The sequence below is a fragment of the Pseudomonas sp. 6D_7.1_Bac1 genome (genome assembly GCF_025465945.1).
Taxonomy (GTDB): domain Bacteria; phylum Pseudomonadota; class Gammaproteobacteria; order Pseudomonadales; family Pseudomonadaceae; genus Aquipseudomonas.
The window spans coordinates 185,615-204,404 of the sequence record NZ_JANLNW010000084.1 but is presented as its reverse complement, the minus strand read 5'-3'; the positions used below and the strand labels follow the sequence as shown (position 1 = coordinate 204,404).

The 18,790-nt window shown below is 58.4% G+C and carries 24 protein-coding genes; 12 read left to right on the top strand and 12 right to left on the bottom strand.

The window, feature by feature from the left end; genetic code table 11:
• Window positions 1–34: 34 nt before the first annotated feature.
• On the bottom strand, window positions 35–1,237 hold the full coding sequence (locus NTD87_RS27620) for a M20 aminoacylase family protein (protein ID WP_262117330.1): 1,203 nt from the start codon (window positions 1,235–1,237) through the stop codon (window positions 35–37).
• Window positions 1,238–1,603: 366 nt separating this feature from the next.
• Between NTD87_RS27620 and NTD87_RS27615 the strand changes: the two genes are divergently transcribed.
• Together NTD87_RS27615 and NTD87_RS27610 are read left to right on the top strand one after the other, a co-directional pair.
• A complete protein-coding gene (locus NTD87_RS27615) occupies window positions 1,604–2,317 on the top strand; it encodes an SOS response-associated peptidase family protein (RefSeq protein WP_262117329.1) in 714 nt (237 codons plus the stop codon).
• A gap of 94 nt (window positions 2,318–2,411) precedes the next feature.
• Window positions 2,412–2,612, top strand: a complete 201-nt coding sequence (locus tag NTD87_RS27610) for a hypothetical protein (RefSeq protein WP_262117328.1) — start codon at window positions 2,412–2,414, stop codon at window positions 2,610–2,612.
• An 82-nt stretch (window positions 2,613–2,694) separates the two neighbouring features.
• On the opposite strand, the gene NTD87_RS27605 is transcribed toward NTD87_RS27610, so the two are convergent.
• From NTD87_RS27605 to NTD87_RS27595, 3 genes are all read right to left on the bottom strand, one after another.
• A complete protein-coding gene (locus NTD87_RS27605) occupies window positions 2,695–2,886 on the bottom strand; it encodes an SPOR domain-containing protein (protein ID WP_262117327.1) in 192 nt (63 codons plus the stop codon).
• 215 nt (window positions 2,887–3,101) lie between these two features.
• The gene (locus tag NTD87_RS27600) at window positions 3,102–3,695 is read right to left on the bottom strand and encodes an NUDIX domain-containing protein (protein ID WP_262117326.1); all 594 of its coding nucleotides are present in this window, start codon (window positions 3,693–3,695) and stop codon (window positions 3,102–3,104) included.
• Between the two features lie 147 nt (window positions 3,696–3,842).
• Entirely contained in the window at window positions 3,843–4,478 is a 636-nt protein-coding gene (locus NTD87_RS27595) for a lytic polysaccharide monooxygenase auxiliary activity family 9 protein (protein WP_262117325.1), read from the bottom strand.
• Window positions 4,479–4,801: 323 nt separating this feature from the next.
• Between NTD87_RS27595 and NTD87_RS27590 the strand changes: the two genes are divergently transcribed.
• Entirely contained in the window at window positions 4,802–5,245 is a 444-nt protein-coding gene (locus NTD87_RS27590; protein ID WP_262117324.1) for a GNAT family N-acetyltransferase, read from the top strand.
• 12 nt (window positions 5,246–5,257) lie between these two features.
• Here NTD87_RS27590 and NTD87_RS27585 read toward each other — a convergent pair whose 3' ends face one another.
• Window positions 5,258–5,596, bottom strand: a complete 339-nt coding sequence (locus tag NTD87_RS27585; protein WP_262117323.1) for a hypothetical protein — start codon at window positions 5,594–5,596, stop codon at window positions 5,258–5,260.
• A 212-nt stretch (window positions 5,597–5,808) separates the two neighbouring features.
• Between NTD87_RS27585 and NTD87_RS27580 the strand changes: the two genes are divergently transcribed.
• The 9 genes from NTD87_RS27580 (at window position 5,809) to NTD87_RS27540 (ending at window position 10,697) form a co-directional block, all read left to right on the top strand.
• Window positions 5,809–6,057, top strand: a complete 249-nt coding sequence (locus NTD87_RS27580) for a hypothetical protein (protein WP_019689854.1) — start codon at window positions 5,809–5,811, stop codon at window positions 6,055–6,057.
• A gap of 59 nt (window positions 6,058–6,116) precedes the next feature.
• Window positions 6,117–6,446, top strand: a complete 330-nt coding sequence (locus NTD87_RS27575; protein ID WP_262117322.1) for a DUF6388 family protein — start codon at window positions 6,117–6,119, stop codon at window positions 6,444–6,446.
• Between the two features lie 3 nt (window positions 6,447–6,449).
• On the top strand, window positions 6,450–7,154 hold the full coding sequence (locus tag NTD87_RS27570; RefSeq protein WP_262117321.1) for a YoaK family protein: 705 nt from the start codon (window positions 6,450–6,452) through the stop codon (window positions 7,152–7,154).
• A 65-nt stretch (window positions 7,155–7,219) separates the two neighbouring features.
• Complete coding sequence (gene tusD, locus NTD87_RS27565) at window positions 7,220–7,612, top strand: sulfurtransferase complex subunit TusD (protein ID WP_262117320.1); 393 nt, start codon at window positions 7,220–7,222, stop codon at window positions 7,610–7,612.
• Window positions 7,613–7,615: 3 nt separating this feature from the next.
• Window positions 7,616–7,978, top strand: a complete 363-nt coding sequence (gene tusC, locus NTD87_RS27560) for a sulfurtransferase complex subunit TusC (RefSeq protein WP_262117319.1) — start codon at window positions 7,616–7,618, stop codon at window positions 7,976–7,978.
• Complete coding sequence (gene tusB / locus NTD87_RS27555) at window positions 7,978–8,277, top strand: sulfurtransferase complex subunit TusB (protein ID WP_262117318.1); 300 nt, start codon at window positions 7,978–7,980, stop codon at window positions 8,275–8,277. Before tusC ends, tusB begins: the two co-directional genes overlap by 1 nt.
• On the top strand, window positions 8,274–8,609 hold the full coding sequence (locus NTD87_RS27550) for a TusE/DsrC/DsvC family sulfur relay protein (RefSeq protein WP_262117317.1): 336 nt from the start codon (window positions 8,274–8,276) through the stop codon (window positions 8,607–8,609). Before tusB ends, NTD87_RS27550 begins: the two co-directional genes overlap by 4 nt.
• Complete coding sequence (locus NTD87_RS27545) at window positions 8,606–9,607, top strand: glycosyl transferase family protein (RefSeq protein WP_262117316.1); 1,002 nt, start codon at window positions 8,606–8,608, stop codon at window positions 9,605–9,607. Before NTD87_RS27550 ends, NTD87_RS27545 begins: the two co-directional genes overlap by 4 nt.
• Window positions 9,608–9,695: 88 nt before the next feature.
• Window positions 9,696–10,697, top strand: coding sequence for a glutathione S-transferase family protein (locus NTD87_RS27540; protein WP_262117315.1), 1,002 nt, complete (start codon window positions 9,696–9,698; stop codon window positions 10,695–10,697).
• Between the two features lie 134 nt (window positions 10,698–10,831).
• Here the strand turns inward: NTD87_RS27540 and cysG are convergent, their stop codons facing one another.
• From cysG to NTD87_RS27505, 7 genes are all read right to left on the bottom strand, one after another.
• Complete coding sequence (cysG, locus tag NTD87_RS27535) at window positions 10,832–12,226, bottom strand: siroheme synthase CysG (RefSeq protein WP_262117314.1); 1,395 nt, start codon at window positions 12,224–12,226, stop codon at window positions 10,832–10,834.
• Complete coding sequence (gene serS / locus NTD87_RS27530; protein WP_262117313.1) at window positions 12,227–13,507, bottom strand: serine--tRNA ligase; 1,281 nt, start codon at window positions 13,505–13,507, stop codon at window positions 12,227–12,229. It abuts the gene before it with no gap.
• Between the two features lie 16 nt (window positions 13,508–13,523).
• Complete coding sequence (gene crcB / locus NTD87_RS27525) at window positions 13,524–13,898, bottom strand: fluoride efflux transporter CrcB (RefSeq protein WP_262117312.1); 375 nt, start codon at window positions 13,896–13,898, stop codon at window positions 13,524–13,526.
• A complete protein-coding gene (locus NTD87_RS27520; RefSeq protein WP_262117372.1) occupies window positions 13,898–15,220 on the bottom strand; it encodes a replication-associated recombination protein A in 1,323 nt (440 codons plus the stop codon). Before NTD87_RS27520 ends, crcB begins: the two co-directional genes overlap by 1 nt.
• A 167-nt stretch (window positions 15,221–15,387) precedes the next feature.
• Window positions 15,388–16,011, bottom strand: coding sequence for an outer membrane lipoprotein chaperone LolA (lolA, locus tag NTD87_RS27515; protein WP_262117311.1), 624 nt, complete (start codon window positions 16,009–16,011; stop codon window positions 15,388–15,390).
• Between the two features lie 58 nt (window positions 16,012–16,069).
• Complete coding sequence (gene ftsK, locus NTD87_RS27510) at window positions 16,070–18,475, bottom strand: DNA translocase FtsK (protein ID WP_262117310.1); 2,406 nt, start codon at window positions 18,473–18,475, stop codon at window positions 16,070–16,072.
• On the bottom strand, window positions 18,472–18,765 hold the full coding sequence (locus NTD87_RS27505) for a hypothetical protein (RefSeq protein WP_262117309.1): 294 nt from the start codon (window positions 18,763–18,765) through the stop codon (window positions 18,472–18,474). The genes ftsK and NTD87_RS27505 overlap by 4 nt, the downstream gene beginning before the upstream one ends.
• Window positions 18,766–18,790 lie beyond the last annotated feature (25 nt).

Sequence of the window (18,790 nt, the reverse complement as noted above, 5' to 3'; positions counted from 1 at the left end):
TTGCTCGCGCACTCAGCAATGGTTTGAATATGGATCAATCTTTTTTCAAGTAGTGCTCGACCAAGTTGGCCCAGTAACTAGCTCCCACTGGCAAAGCTTCATCGTTAAAGTCATAACCCGGGTTGTGGTTCATGCAACCGCCAAATTCGCCTACACCGTTACCGAGAGCCACGTAACACCCAGGTACTTTTTCCAGCATCCAGGAAAAGTCTTCCCCTCCCATGTTTTGCATGTTCCTAGGAGGCGTGAAGATGTTCTTCTCGCCCACTTGGGCGAGGATGACTGCACGCGCAATCGCTGTTTCTTTCTCGGTATTCACCAGCACGCTAGTGACATAGTTGTATTCGATTTCGGCGGTCACCCCGAAACTAAGCGCATGCGACTCGCTCAACTCGCGAATCCGCCGCTCAAGTAGTGCGCGAACAGCGTGATCCATTGCTCGCACCGTCAGCAGCAGCGTGGCGTGCTCGGGAATCACATTGTGGGCATTACCGGCATGAATGGCGCCTACAGTAACAACCGCCGCCTCACTCGCGGGTACGTTGCGCGATACGATAGTCTGAAGCGCCATCACCAGACTAGCAGCCGCCACTATCGGATCATGACCGAAGTGTGGCTTAGCACCATGTGCGCCCTTGCCCTTGAGGGTGATAGTGACAGTATCGGAAGACGCCGCTACTGCACCCGGCAGCACAGCGAACATACCCACCGGTAATCCTGGCGTATTGTGTAAAGCGTAGATGCCATCGCATGGAAAACGCTCGAACAAGCCATCTGCCATCATTCGCAACGCCCCGCCCTGACCTTCTTCGGCCGGCTGAAAAATCAGGTTCAGCGTGCCAGCGAAGCGACGCGTTTTGGCCAGGTAATGTGCCGCCGCCAAGAGGATAGCCGTGTGACCATCATGGCCGCAGGCGTGCATTTTCCCAGCAAATTTTCTGGCATAAGAAAGCCCTGTGGCCTCCTCTATCGGCAAGGCGTCCATATCAGCGCGAAGACCAATGCTCTTTGGGCTATCGCCGAGTTTGAGGCGTCCAACCACCCCGGTTCCACCCATCCCCTCATGTACTTCGTATCCCCATTCTTTTAAATTGGCGGCAACCAACCGACTGGTTTCGACCTCTTCAAAGCCCAGCTCAGGGTGTGCATGGATCTGCCGACGGATACGAATGAACTCATCTTGTGTCTTCTGGATTTCAGGAATGACATAAGTCTGGTTGGGGCTGCGATTATCCATAACGGGAGTCCAGGGAGTATTTACAGGAATAACTGGCAACGCGTTGGGATATGCCCAGATGTCGCACAGCCGTGCTGGTATTAAGCATTGCAGGATGCTATCCGGCCATGTTCACACTGGACACTGAAAAAAAATTATTGCGATAACCAAAATAGGCAACACACAGAGGCAAACGGCATAACCAGAATCACCAGACAGGCACCTACGAAAAATCGCCGGATGGGACAGGCGTGGTTGGCGTACTAAAGTGCGGGAGCGGGGTCGAAATACAGATAATTGGCCTGCCGCAGCAGCAAGTTTCCAGCATAGATCCACCTTCCCGGACGCGACTCGGCTAAGCTGAAATCTCCACCGGAGGATTTTCCAATGTGTGGACGACTTTCACAGTACCGAGGCATCCACGACTTCGTTGCGGCGCTGAGCATGCCCAATGCCCTGGTCAACACTGTGGGCGACCAGCCTTTGGGTCTGTACAACGTCGCCCCCACGACTCAGGTCGCTCTCTTCCACCTCGAAGGCGAAACCTTGCACGCTGATCGGGTGCGTTGGGGCTGGCGACCGCACGGTTCGAAAGATCACTCTGTCCCGATCAATACCCGGGTTGAGAAAGTCGCACACGGCTCTTTCTTCCGGGCAATCTGGCCACACCGCGCCATTGTGCCTATCGACAACTGGTTCGAGTGGGTCTATGAAGGCGGCCCGAACAAACAACCCTACCTTATCCGGCGCCGGGATCAGGCCCCCATTCTGTGTGCCGCCATTGGCCAGTACCCCGCAGGGGGGCGAGAACCGAAGGAGGACGATGGCTTTGTGATTTTCACCGCAGACAGTGCCGGTGGTCTGGTCGATCTACATGATCGGCGGCCGGTGGTTCTGTCGCCGGAGCTGGCCCGAGAGTGGCTCAACCTGGCAATGCCCAAGGAGAGCGCCGAACAGATGGTGCTGCACCAGGGCGAGCCTGCCGAAACCTTCGAGTGGTTCAAGGTCGACATGGCCGTGGGCAACGTGAGAAACCAGAGACCCGAACTCATCACGCCGATCGGCAAAATCATCAGCGGCGATCACAAGGGCAACAAGTGATAGCGACTGGCGACACCCGGGTTTCTCGACTAGGATTTTCGCGATATGGAAACACAGCCGCGCTGTAAGCGAGCACCTCGTCTGGGAGACATAAATGAACCCGATACGAATCGCCGAGCGGACCTATAGAACCTGGTCCAGCCCGATCCTGCTTGAGCTCAAAGAAAGGGAACATCAGTTGGAACCTTCAGCCCGCCAGGCACTGGAAAATGTGCTGGTGGAGAGGAGGCTTCTGAACATGGGCAATCCTTCCGGCAAGGATCGACGCAAACCTGAGTCGACCGATAACTCCTGACGAAAGAGCCCGCTACAAGCGGGCTCTTTTTTTGTTTGCGGCTGCTGGAGAAAAGGCAGACACACATCTCCAGATAATCACGTCACTGTATGTGGGAAACGGGTTTCACTCCGGATTTACGGGCGGGCAACGACGCCGCGTAGGCCAACGCTTCTTCTCGGGTGCCAAAGGACCCGAGCCGGTCATTACGAGTACAGACCTTCCAGAGACCACTGTTGACGCTGACCACTTGATAACCGTTCATGTGCATTTTGCTAAGCAGCGGAACGCTCATAGTCACCTCCATTCACGAGAGATAAGCCCGGACCTAACTTACACCCGGTTTAGAGTTTTGTGGGCTTAATAGGTCGAGCGGTCGAGCGGATAAAGCATGAAACATCTTTCACAGTGATTTCAGCCCTTAGCGCTTATATTCCCCGCCGCTCATTCAAGAAACATTCGGCCCGCACCCTCCCGCGGGCTTTTTTTTGTCCTTCAGAAGAGCCAGGTCTAAACCGCCGCAAAAATGTCCTTCATCGCCGCGTACTGCAGCAGCATGATGGTTTTCCCGTCGACGATCTGCCCACTGTAAAACGCCTCGAGCGCCTCATCGAACTTCAGTTCCAGCACCTCAAGATCTTCAGCTTCCGCCTCCAGCCCGCCACCCGATCCGACGCGTGAAGAAGCATCATATTCAGCCACAAAGAAATGCAGCTTCTCGGTCACCGACCCCGGGCTCATGTAAGCCTCGAATACTTTCTGCACATCGTGAACGCGATAGCCCGTTTCCTCCTCCGCTTCGGCGCGAATGCGCTCCTGCGGTGAGGAGCCTTCCAGCAGACCCGCAGCCACTTCAACCAGCAAGCCGTCATGACCGTTTACGAAGACCGGCAACCTGAACTGGCGGGTCAGGATGATGGTTTTTTGTGCGCGGTTGAACAGCAGAATGGCTGCGCCATTGCCACGATCGTAGACCTCTCGGGTTTGTCGCTGCCAAACACCATTGTTGCGCAGGTAATCAAAGGTGACTTTCTTGAGCAGGTACCAGTCGTGGGACAACACCTGGGACTCAATGATGTTGACGCGCTCGGCCGTGTTCGACATGACAATCCATCCTGTTTGTTGTCAGAGGCCGCCATGGTATTCCATCAAAGTGACGGCTGCAGCGACAGCTGATACCAAAAAGCCCGGCATCGCTGCCGGGCTTTCGGCTCTAATCCTTTAGAACCTGTTCACGCTACGAACGAGGGCTTACTTGAAGTCCACGTCGAAGGCTTGATAGAACGCATTGCCGGTGTTGGCGACAATCCACAGCAACACAATGACGTGATGGCCTTTCTTGCCCACGGGCAATTTCACTTCATGTTCGACTTTGGCTTTGAGTTCGCTGCTGTGCGAGTAGTAAGGCACCTGCGTGTAGAAGTCATCAGCGAACGGTTTGGCTTCCAATTGCGCACGGCTGATGCGTTGCTTCGGGTCCCAGCCATCCTTGGTGATAAACCAGCTGTAGCCGCGGGTGGTATGAGGTGCGGTGTACTGCCAGGTAACATGGAAGGTCTGACCGGGGTCGACGTTGAGCAGTGGCCAGGTGAACGGACGATTGAGCTTTTTGCTCATTTCCTCGTTGGTGTAGTTGATGCAGTCACGAGCATCAGCCTTGCCGCCGCTGAGGATATAACCGTCAGCCGGTGGTGCAACGCTGGCGCTGTCCGTCTCGTACGGTGCGGGGAATGGCCCGGCGGTCAGTGAAGGGAAGTTTTTCCCGCCTTCCATTTCGTTGACCTGCCAACCTTCCAGAAGACCGACCTCTATAGCGACAGAGCCGCGACTGGCAGGGGTAATGACGCGACCATGTTTGAGTTGCGGTTGAGTTTGTGGCTTGTTCATTTTTTCACTCCGTTGATTAAGAACGTTCCTTCCTGAGGAACGCTTTCAACCTATCCGAATGACCGACGAAGTCCATGGCGGCTTTTTCCACGGTTCAGGCGGTTTTTCGCGTCAACCCCAACAAATACTGGCTATACATACAGTTAAACGTATAGATTCCTACGCTTAATCTGGCAAAAGGACTACATCACAACTCCACAATCGGAATGATTGTTCCCCCCACACCCCTCTCGGGACCACCGAGCTTTAGCCGTTCACCTAAACGGCAGCACAGGGTAATCTCACGCTCGATTGCCCTCAAAACCGTTACAAGGACGTCGCGAATGAAACTGTGCATCGAGCTATCGAAAAACCCTCTACCGGAAGAACGCCTGGCGATTCTCAAACCGCTGCGAGCCTATAACGTCGCCAATGCGGGCGAAGGCCACCCGCAGGAAATCGCCCTGCTGGTTCGTGATGAACAGAGCAACGAGATCCTCGGCGGGCTCTACGCAAAACTGTTTTACCAATGGATGTTCATCGATCTGTTGTCAGTGCCCGAGCAGGCACGCGGTCAGGGCACTGGCTCACGGCTGATGCACATGGCCGAAGAGCTGGCCCGAGAGAAGAATTGCGTAGGCATCTACCTCGACACCTTCGAATTCCAGGCGCCGGAGTTTTACAAGAAGCTGGGGTTTACCGAGATTGGGCAAATTGCCGACTATCCGCCGGGCCATAAGCGTTTCTTTTTTCAGAAACGCCTGACGGCCACTGAGCAAAATAGCTAAACCTTCACGGGCTCACATGCAGGTTGCCAGCGCTGCCAGTCGGCGCTTGGCAACCCAGTTGTCTTGAGTGGCGTAATACTTCAATGCGCCGCCTTGCACGTCGATGAAGGATTCGGCCGAGCGGGTATACACGGTAAAACCGCCGGTTTCGCCGGGTTGCAGGTAGCCACTGGCGTCGACTCCGAACACCGCCTCATCCTGCCAGGCAAACTGCACGCACTGGGCGACGACCAGATCAGGTTTGTTCGAGGTCAGCGTCTTGTAAGGGGGCTGGGAGCGCGCTTGTTTCATCGTCGATCCCGCACACCCTGCCAGCAACACGCCAGCCAGTGCCACCATCAAAATACGCATTGTGTTTCCTTAATTCGCAAAACGCTGACTGTACCACCGCAAGTGCGTGTCCCGAAGCGCCAGGCAAACCTGTTCCTCATGTCCCATCCTTGGTGCCGCTCTGTTTTACTTCATGCTTTACTTCATATAGATCGCGACAGGCCGCACCGATTCGCGCACCCTGTCGCGCCATAATGGGCGCCTCGCGCCGCGCAACTACTTCTGGAAAGCTCATGACCCCCAATGCCGAGTTCTACAAACCTTCCACCGACTACGCCGACAAACTGATCAGCCAGATCGGCCAGACCCCGTCGTGGATTGCCAAACGCATCGGCGTGACCGACAAACGCATTCGCTACATCCTTGATGGCGAAAGAACGGTCAAAGGTGAAACCACGCCGATCCAGATGACCTACACCGAGCAGTTTGCGCTCGAGTGTCTGGCCGCCGAGGCCAAAGCCAACAAGAAAAAGACCTCCTGACCCGCGTCAAGGCAATCGCCATCAAGCAGTTCATACTTTCTCTTTGACAAGGATGGTTCATGGCCCCCATCGAATCGCAACACGAACTGGCGCTGCAACGGTTTCTCAATGCGCGACCGGCGTTACGTGAAGAACTCGATCACCTGAACCCTCTGGCTGCCCAGGCCAAAGGCGAAACCATGGCGCAGTATCGCAGCGAACGGCTGCATGAAGCCTTCGAAGCAGAGGCCGAACGACTGGGTCTGTTTGCCTGGGAACTGACGTTGCAATTGACCGCGGCCACTGTTGAGGACTATGAAGCCCAACGGTTGGAGGTGCACAAGGAGGTGGCGCAAATGGCCGGCATGGACTGGAAGGAATACTGCAAACTGCATGGTCTTGAGAGCTGAAAAATGCTGCCGTCCTCGCCTAATCGCGCCCATACACCCGGCCTGTTGCACGTGCAGAAATGGCGCGGGCGGGTAGGATTGTGCCTGGTGGCGAGCCTGTCGGTACTGGCTGGCATGACCGACGCCATCGGCTTCATGGCCACCGGCGACTTCGTCTCATTCATGAGCGGCAACACCACCCGTCTGGCGGTGGCGATCAGCAACGGTGATCTGGGCCTGACCCTGCGCTTGCTGGTGCTGGTCGCCATGTTCATTGTCGGTAATGCCTTGGGCATTGTGGTCAGTCGCATGGGCGGTCGACGCGCCCTGCCATTGATGCTGAGCGTCGCCACCCTATTGTGCGGTGCCGCTGCGTGGCCATTCGAGACTCAATATCCAGCGTTGCTGGCGGCGATCATCGCCATGGGGATGCTCAACGCCGCCGTCGAACAGGTCAATGGTTTTCCGGTCGGGCTGACCTACGTCACCGGCGCCCTGTCGCGCTTCGGGCGCGGTCTGGGACGCTGGTTGCTCGGCGAACGCCGCAATGGCTGGCGGGTGCAGTTGATCCCCTGGACCGGCATGTTTGCCGGCGCGGTTATCGGTGCGGTGCTCGAACACCATCTCGGCCTGCAAGCCCTGTACGCCAGTGGCCTGTTGGCCGCTGTGCTCGGGGTTGTTTCACTGAAGATTCCGCGACGCTGGCAACTGGGCTACATGCCACGCTGAATCGCCCTTCGCCGCACTGGCGATAAAGCTTTATCATGGCCGCAGATTTGTCGTCAGAGTTCGCCATGAAGTTCGCCATTGCGCTGTTTTCCGCCGCACACGCGCCCTCCTCGCGCCGCGCCCTGCTGTTTGCACAGGCAGCGCTGGCCGGTGGGCATGAGATCGTGCGGCTGTTTTTCTATCAGGACGGCGTTTACAACGCGTCGAGTAACGTCGTTACGCCACAGGATGAGCAGGATCTGCCGCTGCAATGGCGCACCTTCGTCAGCGAACACCAACTCGACAGCGTGGTGTGCATTGCCGCTGCCCTGCGCCGTGGCGTGCTGGATGAAGCAGAAGCCCGGCGTTATCAGCGCACGGCGATCAATGTCAGCGCGCCGTGGGAATTGTCCGGGCTCGGGCAGTTGCACGATGCGGTGCAAGACGCCGATCGCTTGATCTGTTTTGGAGGGCCATGAGACATGTCTAAATCCTTGCTGATTATCAGCCGGCAGGCGCCTTGGTCTGGCCCAAACGCCCGTGAAGCGCTGGACATCGTACTCGCCGGCGGCGCCTTCGATTTGCCGATCGGCCTGCTGTTTCTCGATGACGGCGTATTCCAGCTGGCCACCCGGCAAGACGCCAAAGCCGTGCAACAAAAAGACCTCAGCGCCAACCTGCAGGCGCTTGGGTTGTTTGGTATAGAAGACCTGTACGTGTGTGGCGACAGTGCAACCGCACGCGGATTGATGCCGACGGCCTTGAGCCTCGAACCGCTGCACGTGCTGGCCGCTGAACAGATCTCGGCCGTTATTGACCGTTATGACCAAGTGATCACTCTCTGATGTCGACTTTGCATGTGTTGTCTCACTCGCCGTTTACCGATAACCGACTGACCAGTTGCCTGCGCCTGCTGGGCGCAAGCGATGCGGTTCTGCTCAGTGGCGATGCGGTCTACGCCTTGCAACCTGGCACGACACCACTCAGTGCACTGGAAGCCCGGCGCGATACCTTGCGCCTGTTCGTGCTGGACGAAGACGTCCGGGCCCGCGGATTGCAGGTGCCCGACTGGGTGAAAAGCGTCGACTATCCGGCCTTCGTCGAACTGTCGATTCACTATGACAAGGTCAACAGCTGGTTATGAATTCGCTCACCGTAGGTGCACGTCGCATCGATCTGGACAAGGACGGTTACCTGAAAGATCTCGGTGACTGGTCCGTCGAAGTCGCCGCAGCCCTGGCCGCTGCCGAAGAACTAGAGCTGAGCCCCGAGCATTGGGAAATTCTTGAGTTGCTGCGTGGTTTCTACCAGCAATACCAGCTGTCGCCGGCCACCCGCCCGCTGATCAAATACACCGCGCTGAAGCTGGGCCCGGACAAGGGCAACAGCCTGCACCTGAACCGATTGTTCAAAGGCACTCCCGCCAAACTTGCCGCCAAGCTGGCGGGTCTGCCCAAACCGACGAATTGTCTATGACCGATTTCGCCCCTCTGATCACTGAAACACCTGCCGAACACCCCTTCGCGCAGTTCGTGCGGATTCTTGGCAAAGGCAAACGCGGCGCCCGCAGCCTGACCCGCGAAGAAGCTCGCGAGGCCATGGGCATGCTGCTCGACGACAAGGTCGAGGACACCCAACTCGGCGCTTTCCTGATGCTGTTGCGGCACAAGGAAGAAAGCCCGGAAGAGCTGGCGGGCTTCACCGAAGCCTTGCGCGAACGACTGAACGCCCCTGCGCTGGCTGTCGATCTGGACTGGCCGACCTACGCCGGCAAGAAACGTCACCTGCCCTGGTATCTGCTGGCGGCCAAGTGCCTGGCACAAAACGGTGTGCGGATCCTGATGCACGGCGGCGGCGCGCATACCGCCGGGCGGCTGTACAGCGAGCAACTGCTCGAACAGTTGCAGATCCCGTTGTGCCGTAACTGGCAGCAAGTGGGTTCGGCGCTGGAGCAAGGCAATCTGGCGTTCATCCCGCTGGGCGACTGGGCGCCGCAACTGCAACGGATGATCGACCTGCGCAACACCCTCGGCCTGCGTTCGCCGATCCACTCGCTGGCACGGATTCTCAATCCGCTGGGTGCACGCTGTGGCCTGCAAAGCATCTTCCATCCCGGTTACCAGGGCGTGCACCGCGACGCCAGCGGCTTGCTCGGCGATAACGTGATCGTGATCAAGGGCGACGGCGGCGAAATCGAGATCAACCCGGACGCCGACAGTCACTTGTACGGCACCACCGGCGGCGAGAGCTGGGACGAGGAATGGCCGCAGCTGTCGGTGCAGCGTCACGTCAAACCGGCAAGCCTTGATCCTGAACACTTGAAAGCCGTATGGCGCGGCGATGTGGTCGACAGCTATCCGCAAATGGCATTGATTTCGACCATGGCGTTAGCCTTGCGCGGCCTCGGTACGCCGCGTGATGAAGCCTTTGTGAAAGCCCAGCAGTTCTGGGACGCCCGCGACAAATCGATTTAACCGATCATTAACGCCCAACCTTTGCGCTTTTTGTTCGAACTCATCCGAATAGACTGAACTCCAACGTTTAACAGCCGAGGAGTTCGAGATGGGTTTGCTGATTGAAGGGCACTGGCGTGATCAGTGGTACGAAAGCAGCAAGGACGGCGCGTTCCAGCGTGAACAAGCGCAGCGCCGCAATTGGCTGACCGCTGACGGAAAACCTGGCCCCAGCGGCGAAGGCGGCTTCCCTGCGCAAGCCGGTCGCTATCACCTCTACGTCTCGCTCGCCTGCCCCTGGGCTCACCGCACGCTGATCCTGCGCAAACTCAAAGGCCTGGAAAGCCTGGTCGATGTGTCGGTGGTCAGCTGGCTGATGCTGGAAAACGGCTGGACCTTCGACAAAGCCTTTGGCTCCACTGGCGACAAGCTCGACCACCTCACGTTCATGCACCAGCGCTACACCGCCGACACCGCCAACTACACCGGCCGCGTGACGGTGCCGGTGCTGTGGGACAACCTGCAAAAACGCATCGTCAGTAACGAATCGGCGGAAATCATCCGCATGTTCAACAGCGCTTTTGACGGTCTGACCGGTAACGATCTGGATTTCTACCCGCAACCGCTGCGCGCTGAAATCGATGAGCTGAATGCGCGGATTTATCCGGCGGTGAACAACGGCGTGTACCGCGCAGGGTTTGCCACGTCACAAACCGCTTACGAAGAAGCGTTCGATGAGCTGTTCAGTGAACTCGACTGGCTGGAAAACCGGCTGGGCGAGAAGCGCTATCTGGCGGGTGAATACCTGACCGAGGCGGACATTCGCCTGTTCACTACGCTGATTCGCTTCGATGCGGTGTATTACAGCCACTTCAAATGCAATCTGCGGCGGATCGCCGATTACCCGAACCTGTCGAACTGGCTACGCGAGGTGTATCAGTGGCCGGGGATCAGCGAAACCGTAGACTTTGCCCACATCAAGGGGCACTACTACGCCAGCCATCGCACGATCAATCCGACCGGCATCGTGCCGAAGGGACCGGCACAGGATTTCACTGCGGCGCATGATCGGGAGCGGTTGAGCGGGAAAGGGGTTTGGCGTAAAGCCTGAGGTTTATGCAGGTTTTGAGGGCCTCATCGCGAGCAGGCTCGCTCCCACATTTGATCTGTGTTTGACCATAAATCTGTGGCTAAACACAGCCCAGTGTGGGAGCGAGCCTGCTCGCGAATGGGGCGACGCGGCTCTCAGACCTGCGACTGAGCGCCTTCAAACCACGCGAGCTTCTCGCGCAGTTGCACCACTTCTCCCACAATCACCAACGTTGGCGCATGAACCTCATGCTCCGCCACCAGCTGTGGAAGATTGGCCAGCGTGCCGGTGAACACGCGCTGATTCGGTGTCGTGCCCTGCTGGATCAACGCTGCCGGCGTATCCGCCGAACGACCATGTTTGATCAACTGCTCGCAGATGATCGGCAACCCCACCAGCCCCATGTAAAACACCAGGGTCTGCGCTGGCGCGACCAGATCGCTCCACGGCAGATCCGTGGTGCCATCCTTCAGGTGGCCGGTGACAAAGCGCACAGACTGCGCGTAATCACGATGGGTCAGCGGAATCCCGGCATAGGCCGCGCATCCGCTGGCGGCGGTAATGCCCGGCACGACCTGGAACGGAATGCCATGAGCTGCCAGTTCTTCGATCTCTTCGCCACCGCGGCCGAAGATAAACGGATCACCGCCCTTCAACCGCACGACACGCTTGCCCTGTTTGGCCAAGTCCACCAATTGCTGGTTGATCTGATCCTGAGGCACGGCGTGATCGGCGCGTCGTTTACCGACATAGATCCGCTCGGCATCACGACGGCACAGCTCAAGAATCGCCGGTGCTACCAGTCGGTCGTAGAGCACCACATCAGCTTGCTGCATCAGTCGCAAGGCGCGGAAGGTCAGCAGATCCGGATCACCCGGCCCTGCGCCTACCAGATACACCTCACCCGTGGCATTGGGGGATTCACCATTGATTTTTGCCAGCAACAAACGCTCGGCTTCGGCACCCTGCCCGGCCAGTTGACGATCAGCGATCGGCCCCTGGAAAACATCTTCCCAGAATGCCCGACGCTGCTGCACATCCGGGAGCAGACCTTTGACCTGGTTGCGAAAACGCGCCGCCAACCCGGCCAATTGACCGTAGGTCGAGGGAATCCAGGTTTCCAGTTTGGCGCGGATCAACCGCGCCAGCACCGGCGCATCGCCGCCGCTGGAAACGGCAATCACCAAGGGTGAACGGTCGACGATCGCCGGGAAGATCACGCTGCACAAGGCCGGCGCATCCACCACATTGACCGGCACGCAGCGCTGATGAGCATCCCTGGAGACTTGGGCATTCAGCGGTTCATCGTCGGTAGCGGCAATGATCAGCCCGCAACCGTCGAGGTCCGACTCACGATAACCGCGCAACACCAGCTCGCCGCCACTGTTCTGCACCAGCTCACGCAACTGGGCTTCGATCTCGGGTGCAACGACCCGCAGCAGCGCACCGGCATCGGCCAGCAGACGGGATTTGCGCAAGGCAATCTCCCCTCCACCGACGACCAACACACGACTGCCGCGCAGGTTGTGAAACAGCGGCAGAAATTCCATTTAGCCGATGACCTCAAGGCCGCCCATGTACGGCTTGAGCACGGCTGGCACGCGGATCGAACCGTCGGCCTGCTGATAGTTCTCCAGCACCGCCACCAGGGTACGACCGACTGCCAGGCCGGAACCGTTCAGGGTGTGAACCAGCTCAGGCTTGCCGGTTTCCGGGTTACGGAAACGCGCTTGCATGCGACGGGCCTGGAAATCGCCGCAGTTGGAGCACGACGAAATTTCACGGTATTTGTCCTGGCTCGGAATCCACACTTCCAGGTCGTAGGTCTTGACCGCGCTGAAGCCCATGTCGCCGGTGCACAGCGCGATGGTGCGGTAAGGCAGTTCCAGCAGTTGCAAGACTTTCTCGGCGTTGGCGGTCAGGCCTTCCAGCGCTTCCATCGAGGTCGATGGCTCGACGATCTGGACCATCTCGACCTTGTCGAACTGGTGCTGACGAATCATCCCGCGCGTGTCACGACCCGACGCACCGGCTTCGCTACGGAAGCACGGGGTGTGAGCCACAAATTTGATCGGCAGCTGTTTGGCGTCGATGATTTCGCCAGCCACGATATTGGTCAGCGACACTTCAGCGGTCGGAATCAGGTACAGATCGGCTTCGCCTTCGCGGCTGATCTTGAACAGGTCTTCCTCGAATTTCGGCAGTTGACCAGTGCCCTGCAAGGCAGGCGCCTGAACCAGATAAGGCGTGTAGGCTTCTTCGTAGCCGTGCTCGCTGGTGTGCAGGTTGATCATGAACTGCGCGAGGGCGCGGTGCATACGAGCGATCGGCCCGCGCAGCAAGGCGAAACGGGCGCCAGACAGCTTGGCGGCGGTTTCAAAGTCCAGCCAGCCGAACTTCTCGCCCAGCGCAACGTGGTCCTTGATTTCGAAATCGAAGGCGGTCGGCGTGCCCCAGCGGCGCACTTCGACGTTGCCGTCTTCGTCAGAACCAATCGGCACCGATTCGTGCGGCAGGTTCGGGATGCCCAGCACAATCGAATCCAGCTCGGTCTGGATCGCGTCCAGTTCGAACTTGCCGACACCCAGCTCGTTCGCCATGCGCTCGACGTCCGCCATCAACGGCGCGATGTCTTCGCCGCGCTGCTTGGCCTGACCGATGGATTTGGAGCGCGCGTTACGCTCAGCCTGCAGTGCTTCGGTGCGGGTCTGGACGGTCTTGCGCTGTTCTTCCAGCGCTTCGATGCGCGCAACATCCAAGGCATAGCCACGGGATGCCAGGCGGTCCGCTACGTCCTGAAGGTTGCTACGTAACAGTTTGGAATCGAGCATGTCGGTCTCTCGTTTATCAAAGTTTGGTCAATGACAGGCCAGCCCACGTCGCGAGCAGCCCGCCGAATACGCTGATTGCCAGATAACCGAAGGCTATCGGTGCCTGCCCGCTTTCCAGCAAGCGCAGCGTATCCAGTGAAAAGGATGAAAAGGTCGTCAGACCGCCTACAAAACCGACGATCAGGCCAGCGCGGATTTCAATCGGCACTTCGGGGCGAACCAGAAACAGCCCGTAAAGCAAACCGATGATCAGACAGCCCACCAGATTGACGGCCAGGGTCGCCGTATAAAAATGCCGCGGCCAATTGGCGTTGACCCAATTGCCAGCTGCGAAACGCAGTAATGTACCAGCGATACCGGCCACGGACACCGCAAGAATAGTTCGAATCACTACTTTCTCCGCTGTTTCGGGCTAAGACGGTCGAGTTGAGCGAGATGGTTAAGCTTTTCGCCAATCTTCAGTTCGAGGCCTCGCGGTACCGGTCGGTAGAACGGCTGCGGCTCCAGTTCTTCCGGGAAGTAGTCTTCACCGGCGGCGTAAGCGTCCGGCTCATCGTGGGCATAACGGTATTCGTCGCCGTAACCGAGCTGCTTCATCAGCTTGGTCGGGGCATTGCGCAAATGCAGCGGGACTTCCAGCGAACCGTGTTCGGCAGCGCTGCGCATGGCGGCTTTGAAGCCCATATACACGGCGTTGCTTTTGGGCGCGCAGGCCAGATAGGTAATCGCCTGCGCGACCGCCAACTCGCCCTCGGGGCTGCCGAGCCGTTCCTGCACATCCCACGCCGCCAGACACAGGCTCAAGGCCCGCGGGTCGGCATTGCCGATGTCTTCGCTGGCCATGCGCACCACGCGCCGGGCCAGGTACAACGGATCGCAGCCACCATCGAGCATGCGCGCGAACCAGTACAACGCACCGTCCGGGTTGGAGCCACGCACCGATTTGTGCAACGCGGAAATCTGATCGTAGAAAGCTTCCCCGCCTTTGTCGAAACGCCGCCGGGTGTCGCCGAGCAGGCTCTGCAGCAGCTCGACGCCGATTTCCGTGCCGTCTTCGGCCAGGTCGGAGGCGTTTTCCAACAGGTTGAGCAGACGCCGGCCGTCACCGTCGGCGGCGCTCAGCAGCATCTTGAAGCCGTCATCGCCGAGACTCAGCTGACGCTTGCCCAGGCCACGCTCTTCGCTCAACGCCCGCTGCACCAGTTTTTGCAGCGCGGTTTCGTCGAGGCTTTTGAGCACGTAAACGCGTGCACGGGACAGCAGTGCATTGTTCAGTTCAAAGGACGGGTTTTCAGTGGTCGCACCGATGAAAATCAGCGTGCCGTCTTCGACGTACGGCAGAAAGGCATCTTGTTGCGACTTGTTGAAACGATGGACTTCGTCGACGAACAGAATGGTCCGACGGCCATATTGCCCGGCCTGCTGTTTGGCGACTTCCACCGCCTGACGGATTTCCTTGACCCCGGCCAGGACCGCCGAGACCGTTTCAAAGTGCGCATCCGAGACTTCCGCCAACAACCGCGCCAGGGTAGTTTTACCCACGCCCGGCGGCCCCCAGAAAATCATCGAGTGCAGGGCACCCTGCTCCAGCGCCTCGCGCAACGGCTTGCCGCGGGCCAACAGGTGTTCCTGACCGACGTACTCGTCCAGATTGGCCGCACGTAAACGGGCGGCCAGAGGCTGAGCTATCGGGGCACTGCGAAACAGGTCCATCACTACTTATGAAACCTCTACTGGGTCCTGATGCCGACCCGCCAAAGTGTTAAACACTAAAATCCCTGTGGGAGCGAGCCAGCTCGCGAATGCGGTGTGTCAGACAACATTTATGGTGACTGACACTCCCTCTTCGCGAGCAGGCTCGCTCCCACAAGTTCTGCGTCTTATTCCTGGATCACATCGGCACCCTTGGGGATGTCGAACTTGAACTTGGAAGCCGGAATCGGCTCGTTGGCCTTGACCCCGGTGAACAGGATGTTAGTGCGCTGACCGACACTGTCGATCATCTGCATGTCGTTGACCATGCCGTTACGGAACGACAGACGCAGGCTGTCGAACAGCGTGTCCTTGGTCTTGGGCTTGAGCGTGAAGTCGATCACGCCGCCGGCTTCCTTGGACGTGATGGAGAAACTCTGGCTGATTTTCGACACGTCACCGGACAGCAACAGTGCTGGCGTCTGGGTCAGGCGCTGGTCGAGGTTCTTGATGGTGACCTGTTGCAGGTCCGGGTCCCACAAGGAAACCTTCTTGCCATCCGACACCATCAGTTGCTCTTGCGGTGCATCGGTGTGCCAGTAAAACAGACCCGGACGCTGCAAGGACATCTCGCCAGCGGTTTCCTGCAACTGAGTGCCGCTGCCGTCGAGGGTCAGCTGGGAGAAACGTGCGGTCAGGGTCTGCGACTTTTCGAGCAGTTGGGTCAGACGCGCCACGTCCTTGTCATCGGCGTGGGCCGAGAGTGTGGTTAAAGCCAGTACCGGCAGCAACAACATGCGGATAAGACGCATGGGAGTCCTCTTTGATATTCGTTTGAATGGCGTGCCGCGTGATTTCACGCGGCACTGATCAGTCGCGCATTGGACCAGGGGCTAAAACTTCACGCGAACCGTTGGTATTCATGGACGTCACGACCCCGGCCATTTCCATGGCTTCGATCATGCGCGCAGCGCGGTTGTAGCCGATCTTGAGTTTGCGTTGAACCGCCGAGATAGAGGCGCGGCGGCTTTCCAGCACGAACTGCACGGCTTCGTCGTAAAGCGCGTCGGTTTCGCTATCATCGTCGCCACCACCGCTGCCGCCTTCAAAGCCGCTGCCCGCTTCTTCGACACCGTTGAGGATGTCGTCGTTGTATTCCGGTGCGCCACGCAGTTTCCAGGCTTCTACCACCCGGTGAACTTCATCGTCGGAAACGAACGCGCCGTGGACACGAATCGGCAGGCTGGTGCCCGGTGGCATGTAGAGCATGTCACCGTGACCCAGCAATTGCTCGGCGCCGCCCTGGTCGATGATGGTTCGCGAATCGATCTTGCTCGATACCTGGAACGCCATACGGGTCGGAATGTTGGCCTTGATCAGACCGGTGATCACGTCCACCGATGGACGCTGGGTCGCCAGAATCAAGTGAATACCGGCAGCACGGGCTTTCTGGGCGATCCGCGCAATCAGTTCTTCAACCTTCTTGCCGACGATCATCATCATGTCGGCGAATTCGTCGACCACCACCACGATGGTCGGCAACTTGGTCAGCAGCGGCGCTTCGTCGTGAATGCTTTCGCGGTTGTACAACGGATCCGCCAGCGGTGTACCGGCTTCCTGCGCCTCTCTGACCTTCTGGTTGAAGCCGGACAGGTTACGCACCCCCATCTTCGCCATCAGCTTGTAGCGACGCTCCATCTCGGCCACGCTCCAGCGCAGCGCGTTGGCGGCGTCCTTCATGTCGGTGACCACCGGGCACAGCAGGTGCGGAATGCCTTCATAGATCGACAATTCAAGCATTTTCGGGTCGATCATGATCAGCTTGGCGTCTTCCGGGCCCGACTTGAACAGAATCGACAGAATCATCGCGTTCACACCCACCGACTTACCGGAACCGGTCGTACCGGCCACCAGCAGGTGCGGCATTTTCGCCAGGTCGACGATGATCGGCTTGCCGCCGATGTCATGGCCCAGGGCCAGGGTAACCGGGGACTTGGCATCATCGTATTCCGGGGTCGACAGCACTTCGGAGAAGCGCACGATCTGCCGGTCTTCGTTGGGAATCTCGATGCCGACCGTGGTCTTTCCGGGAATCACTTCCACCACCCGCACACTGGTGACTGCCAGCGAGCGTGCAAGGTCTTTGGCCAGGTTGGAAATACGGCTGACCTTAACCCCGGCCGCCGGTTGAATCTCGTAACGGGTAATCACCGGGCCCGGGTGAATCGAATCCACCGACACCTCGACGCCAAACTCCTTGAGTTTGATTTCCAGCAAGTGACCGACCGCAGCCAGCGACTCAGGCGAATAGTTGAGCTGTTTCTTTTCTGCCGGATCGAGAATCGAGATCGGCGGCAAGGTGCCTTCCACCGCACTGTCGACGAACAGCGGCGCCTGCTTTTCTTTCTCAACCCGCTTGCTGGGCGGCGGCGCTTTGGGTGGTGCCGGGGCGATCACCGGCGGAACCTGCTTCTCGCGCTCGGACATGTGCTTGCTCAGGGCCTGCTCACGCTCGATCAGGCGCTCCTTGACCTTGGCTTGCTCGCGTTTGTCAGTCACGGTCGGCGCCACGACATCGTGCACCCGATCGTCGACTTCACGCAGTTGCGCGACCAGTTGCTTGCGCTCGGTACGCGCGGCCCACCAGCGATTGGCGGCGCCTTGAAACAGTTCGAACAGGTCGAGGGTGATCTTGCCGGTGACGTCCATCACCTTGAACCACGACAGGTCGGTAAACACGGTCAGACCGAACAGGAACAGCGCAATGAACATCAGGGTACTGCCCTGGACATTCAGCGCGTTTTTCGCCAGATCGCCCAGGCTTTCGCCCAACGCACCACCGGCGCCGGCCGGCAAACCGGTCGCGGCATGGAAATGGATATGCGCCAGGGCCGCGCCCGACAGCACCAGAAACACCAGGCCGATCAGGCGCCAGGAAAACAGCCAGCCACTCCACTGCCACGGCTCGTGGCGCTGGCGGAAGATCTGGTAGGTCTTGATCGCCAGCAACAGCGGGAAGATATAAGCGAAGTAACCCAGCACCATGAACAGAATATCGGCGCTGTAGGAGCCAGCCGGCCCGCCGAAGTTCTGCACATCGTCGATTTTGCTGTTATGGCTCCAGCCCGGATCGTCCTTGCCATAGGTCAGCAAAGCCATCATCAGGAACAGGCACAAGGCACCGATGGCGATCAGTGCACCTTCCTTGAGCCGGTAGTGCAGATGCTGACGCCAAAGTGGAACTGCTGTTTTAGGTGCTGCGGTGGATTTCTTCAAAACGCGTCTTTTCCTGCGCCTGTAGCGCGTCCAACTGTTGATTGACTACAAAAAACTGCCCAATCCGGGCAGGTAACAACATTAACAAGCGCAACAGAGACTACTTTTAACACTCTGACATCAAAATCTGAAACCGGCAGGCGCTGGCGAAGACTGCCCTGTTTTCGCCCCAAGCCTTGGAACATCTCGATACAGACCGCATTGTACGGGTTTGCCCGCACGATGCCACGCCAGAGCAGCTTGGGTGTAGCATAGCCAAAAGTACGTTGCGCGCGCTTCAATTTGAGCATGCATTCTCTTTTGTGACAAAGGCTT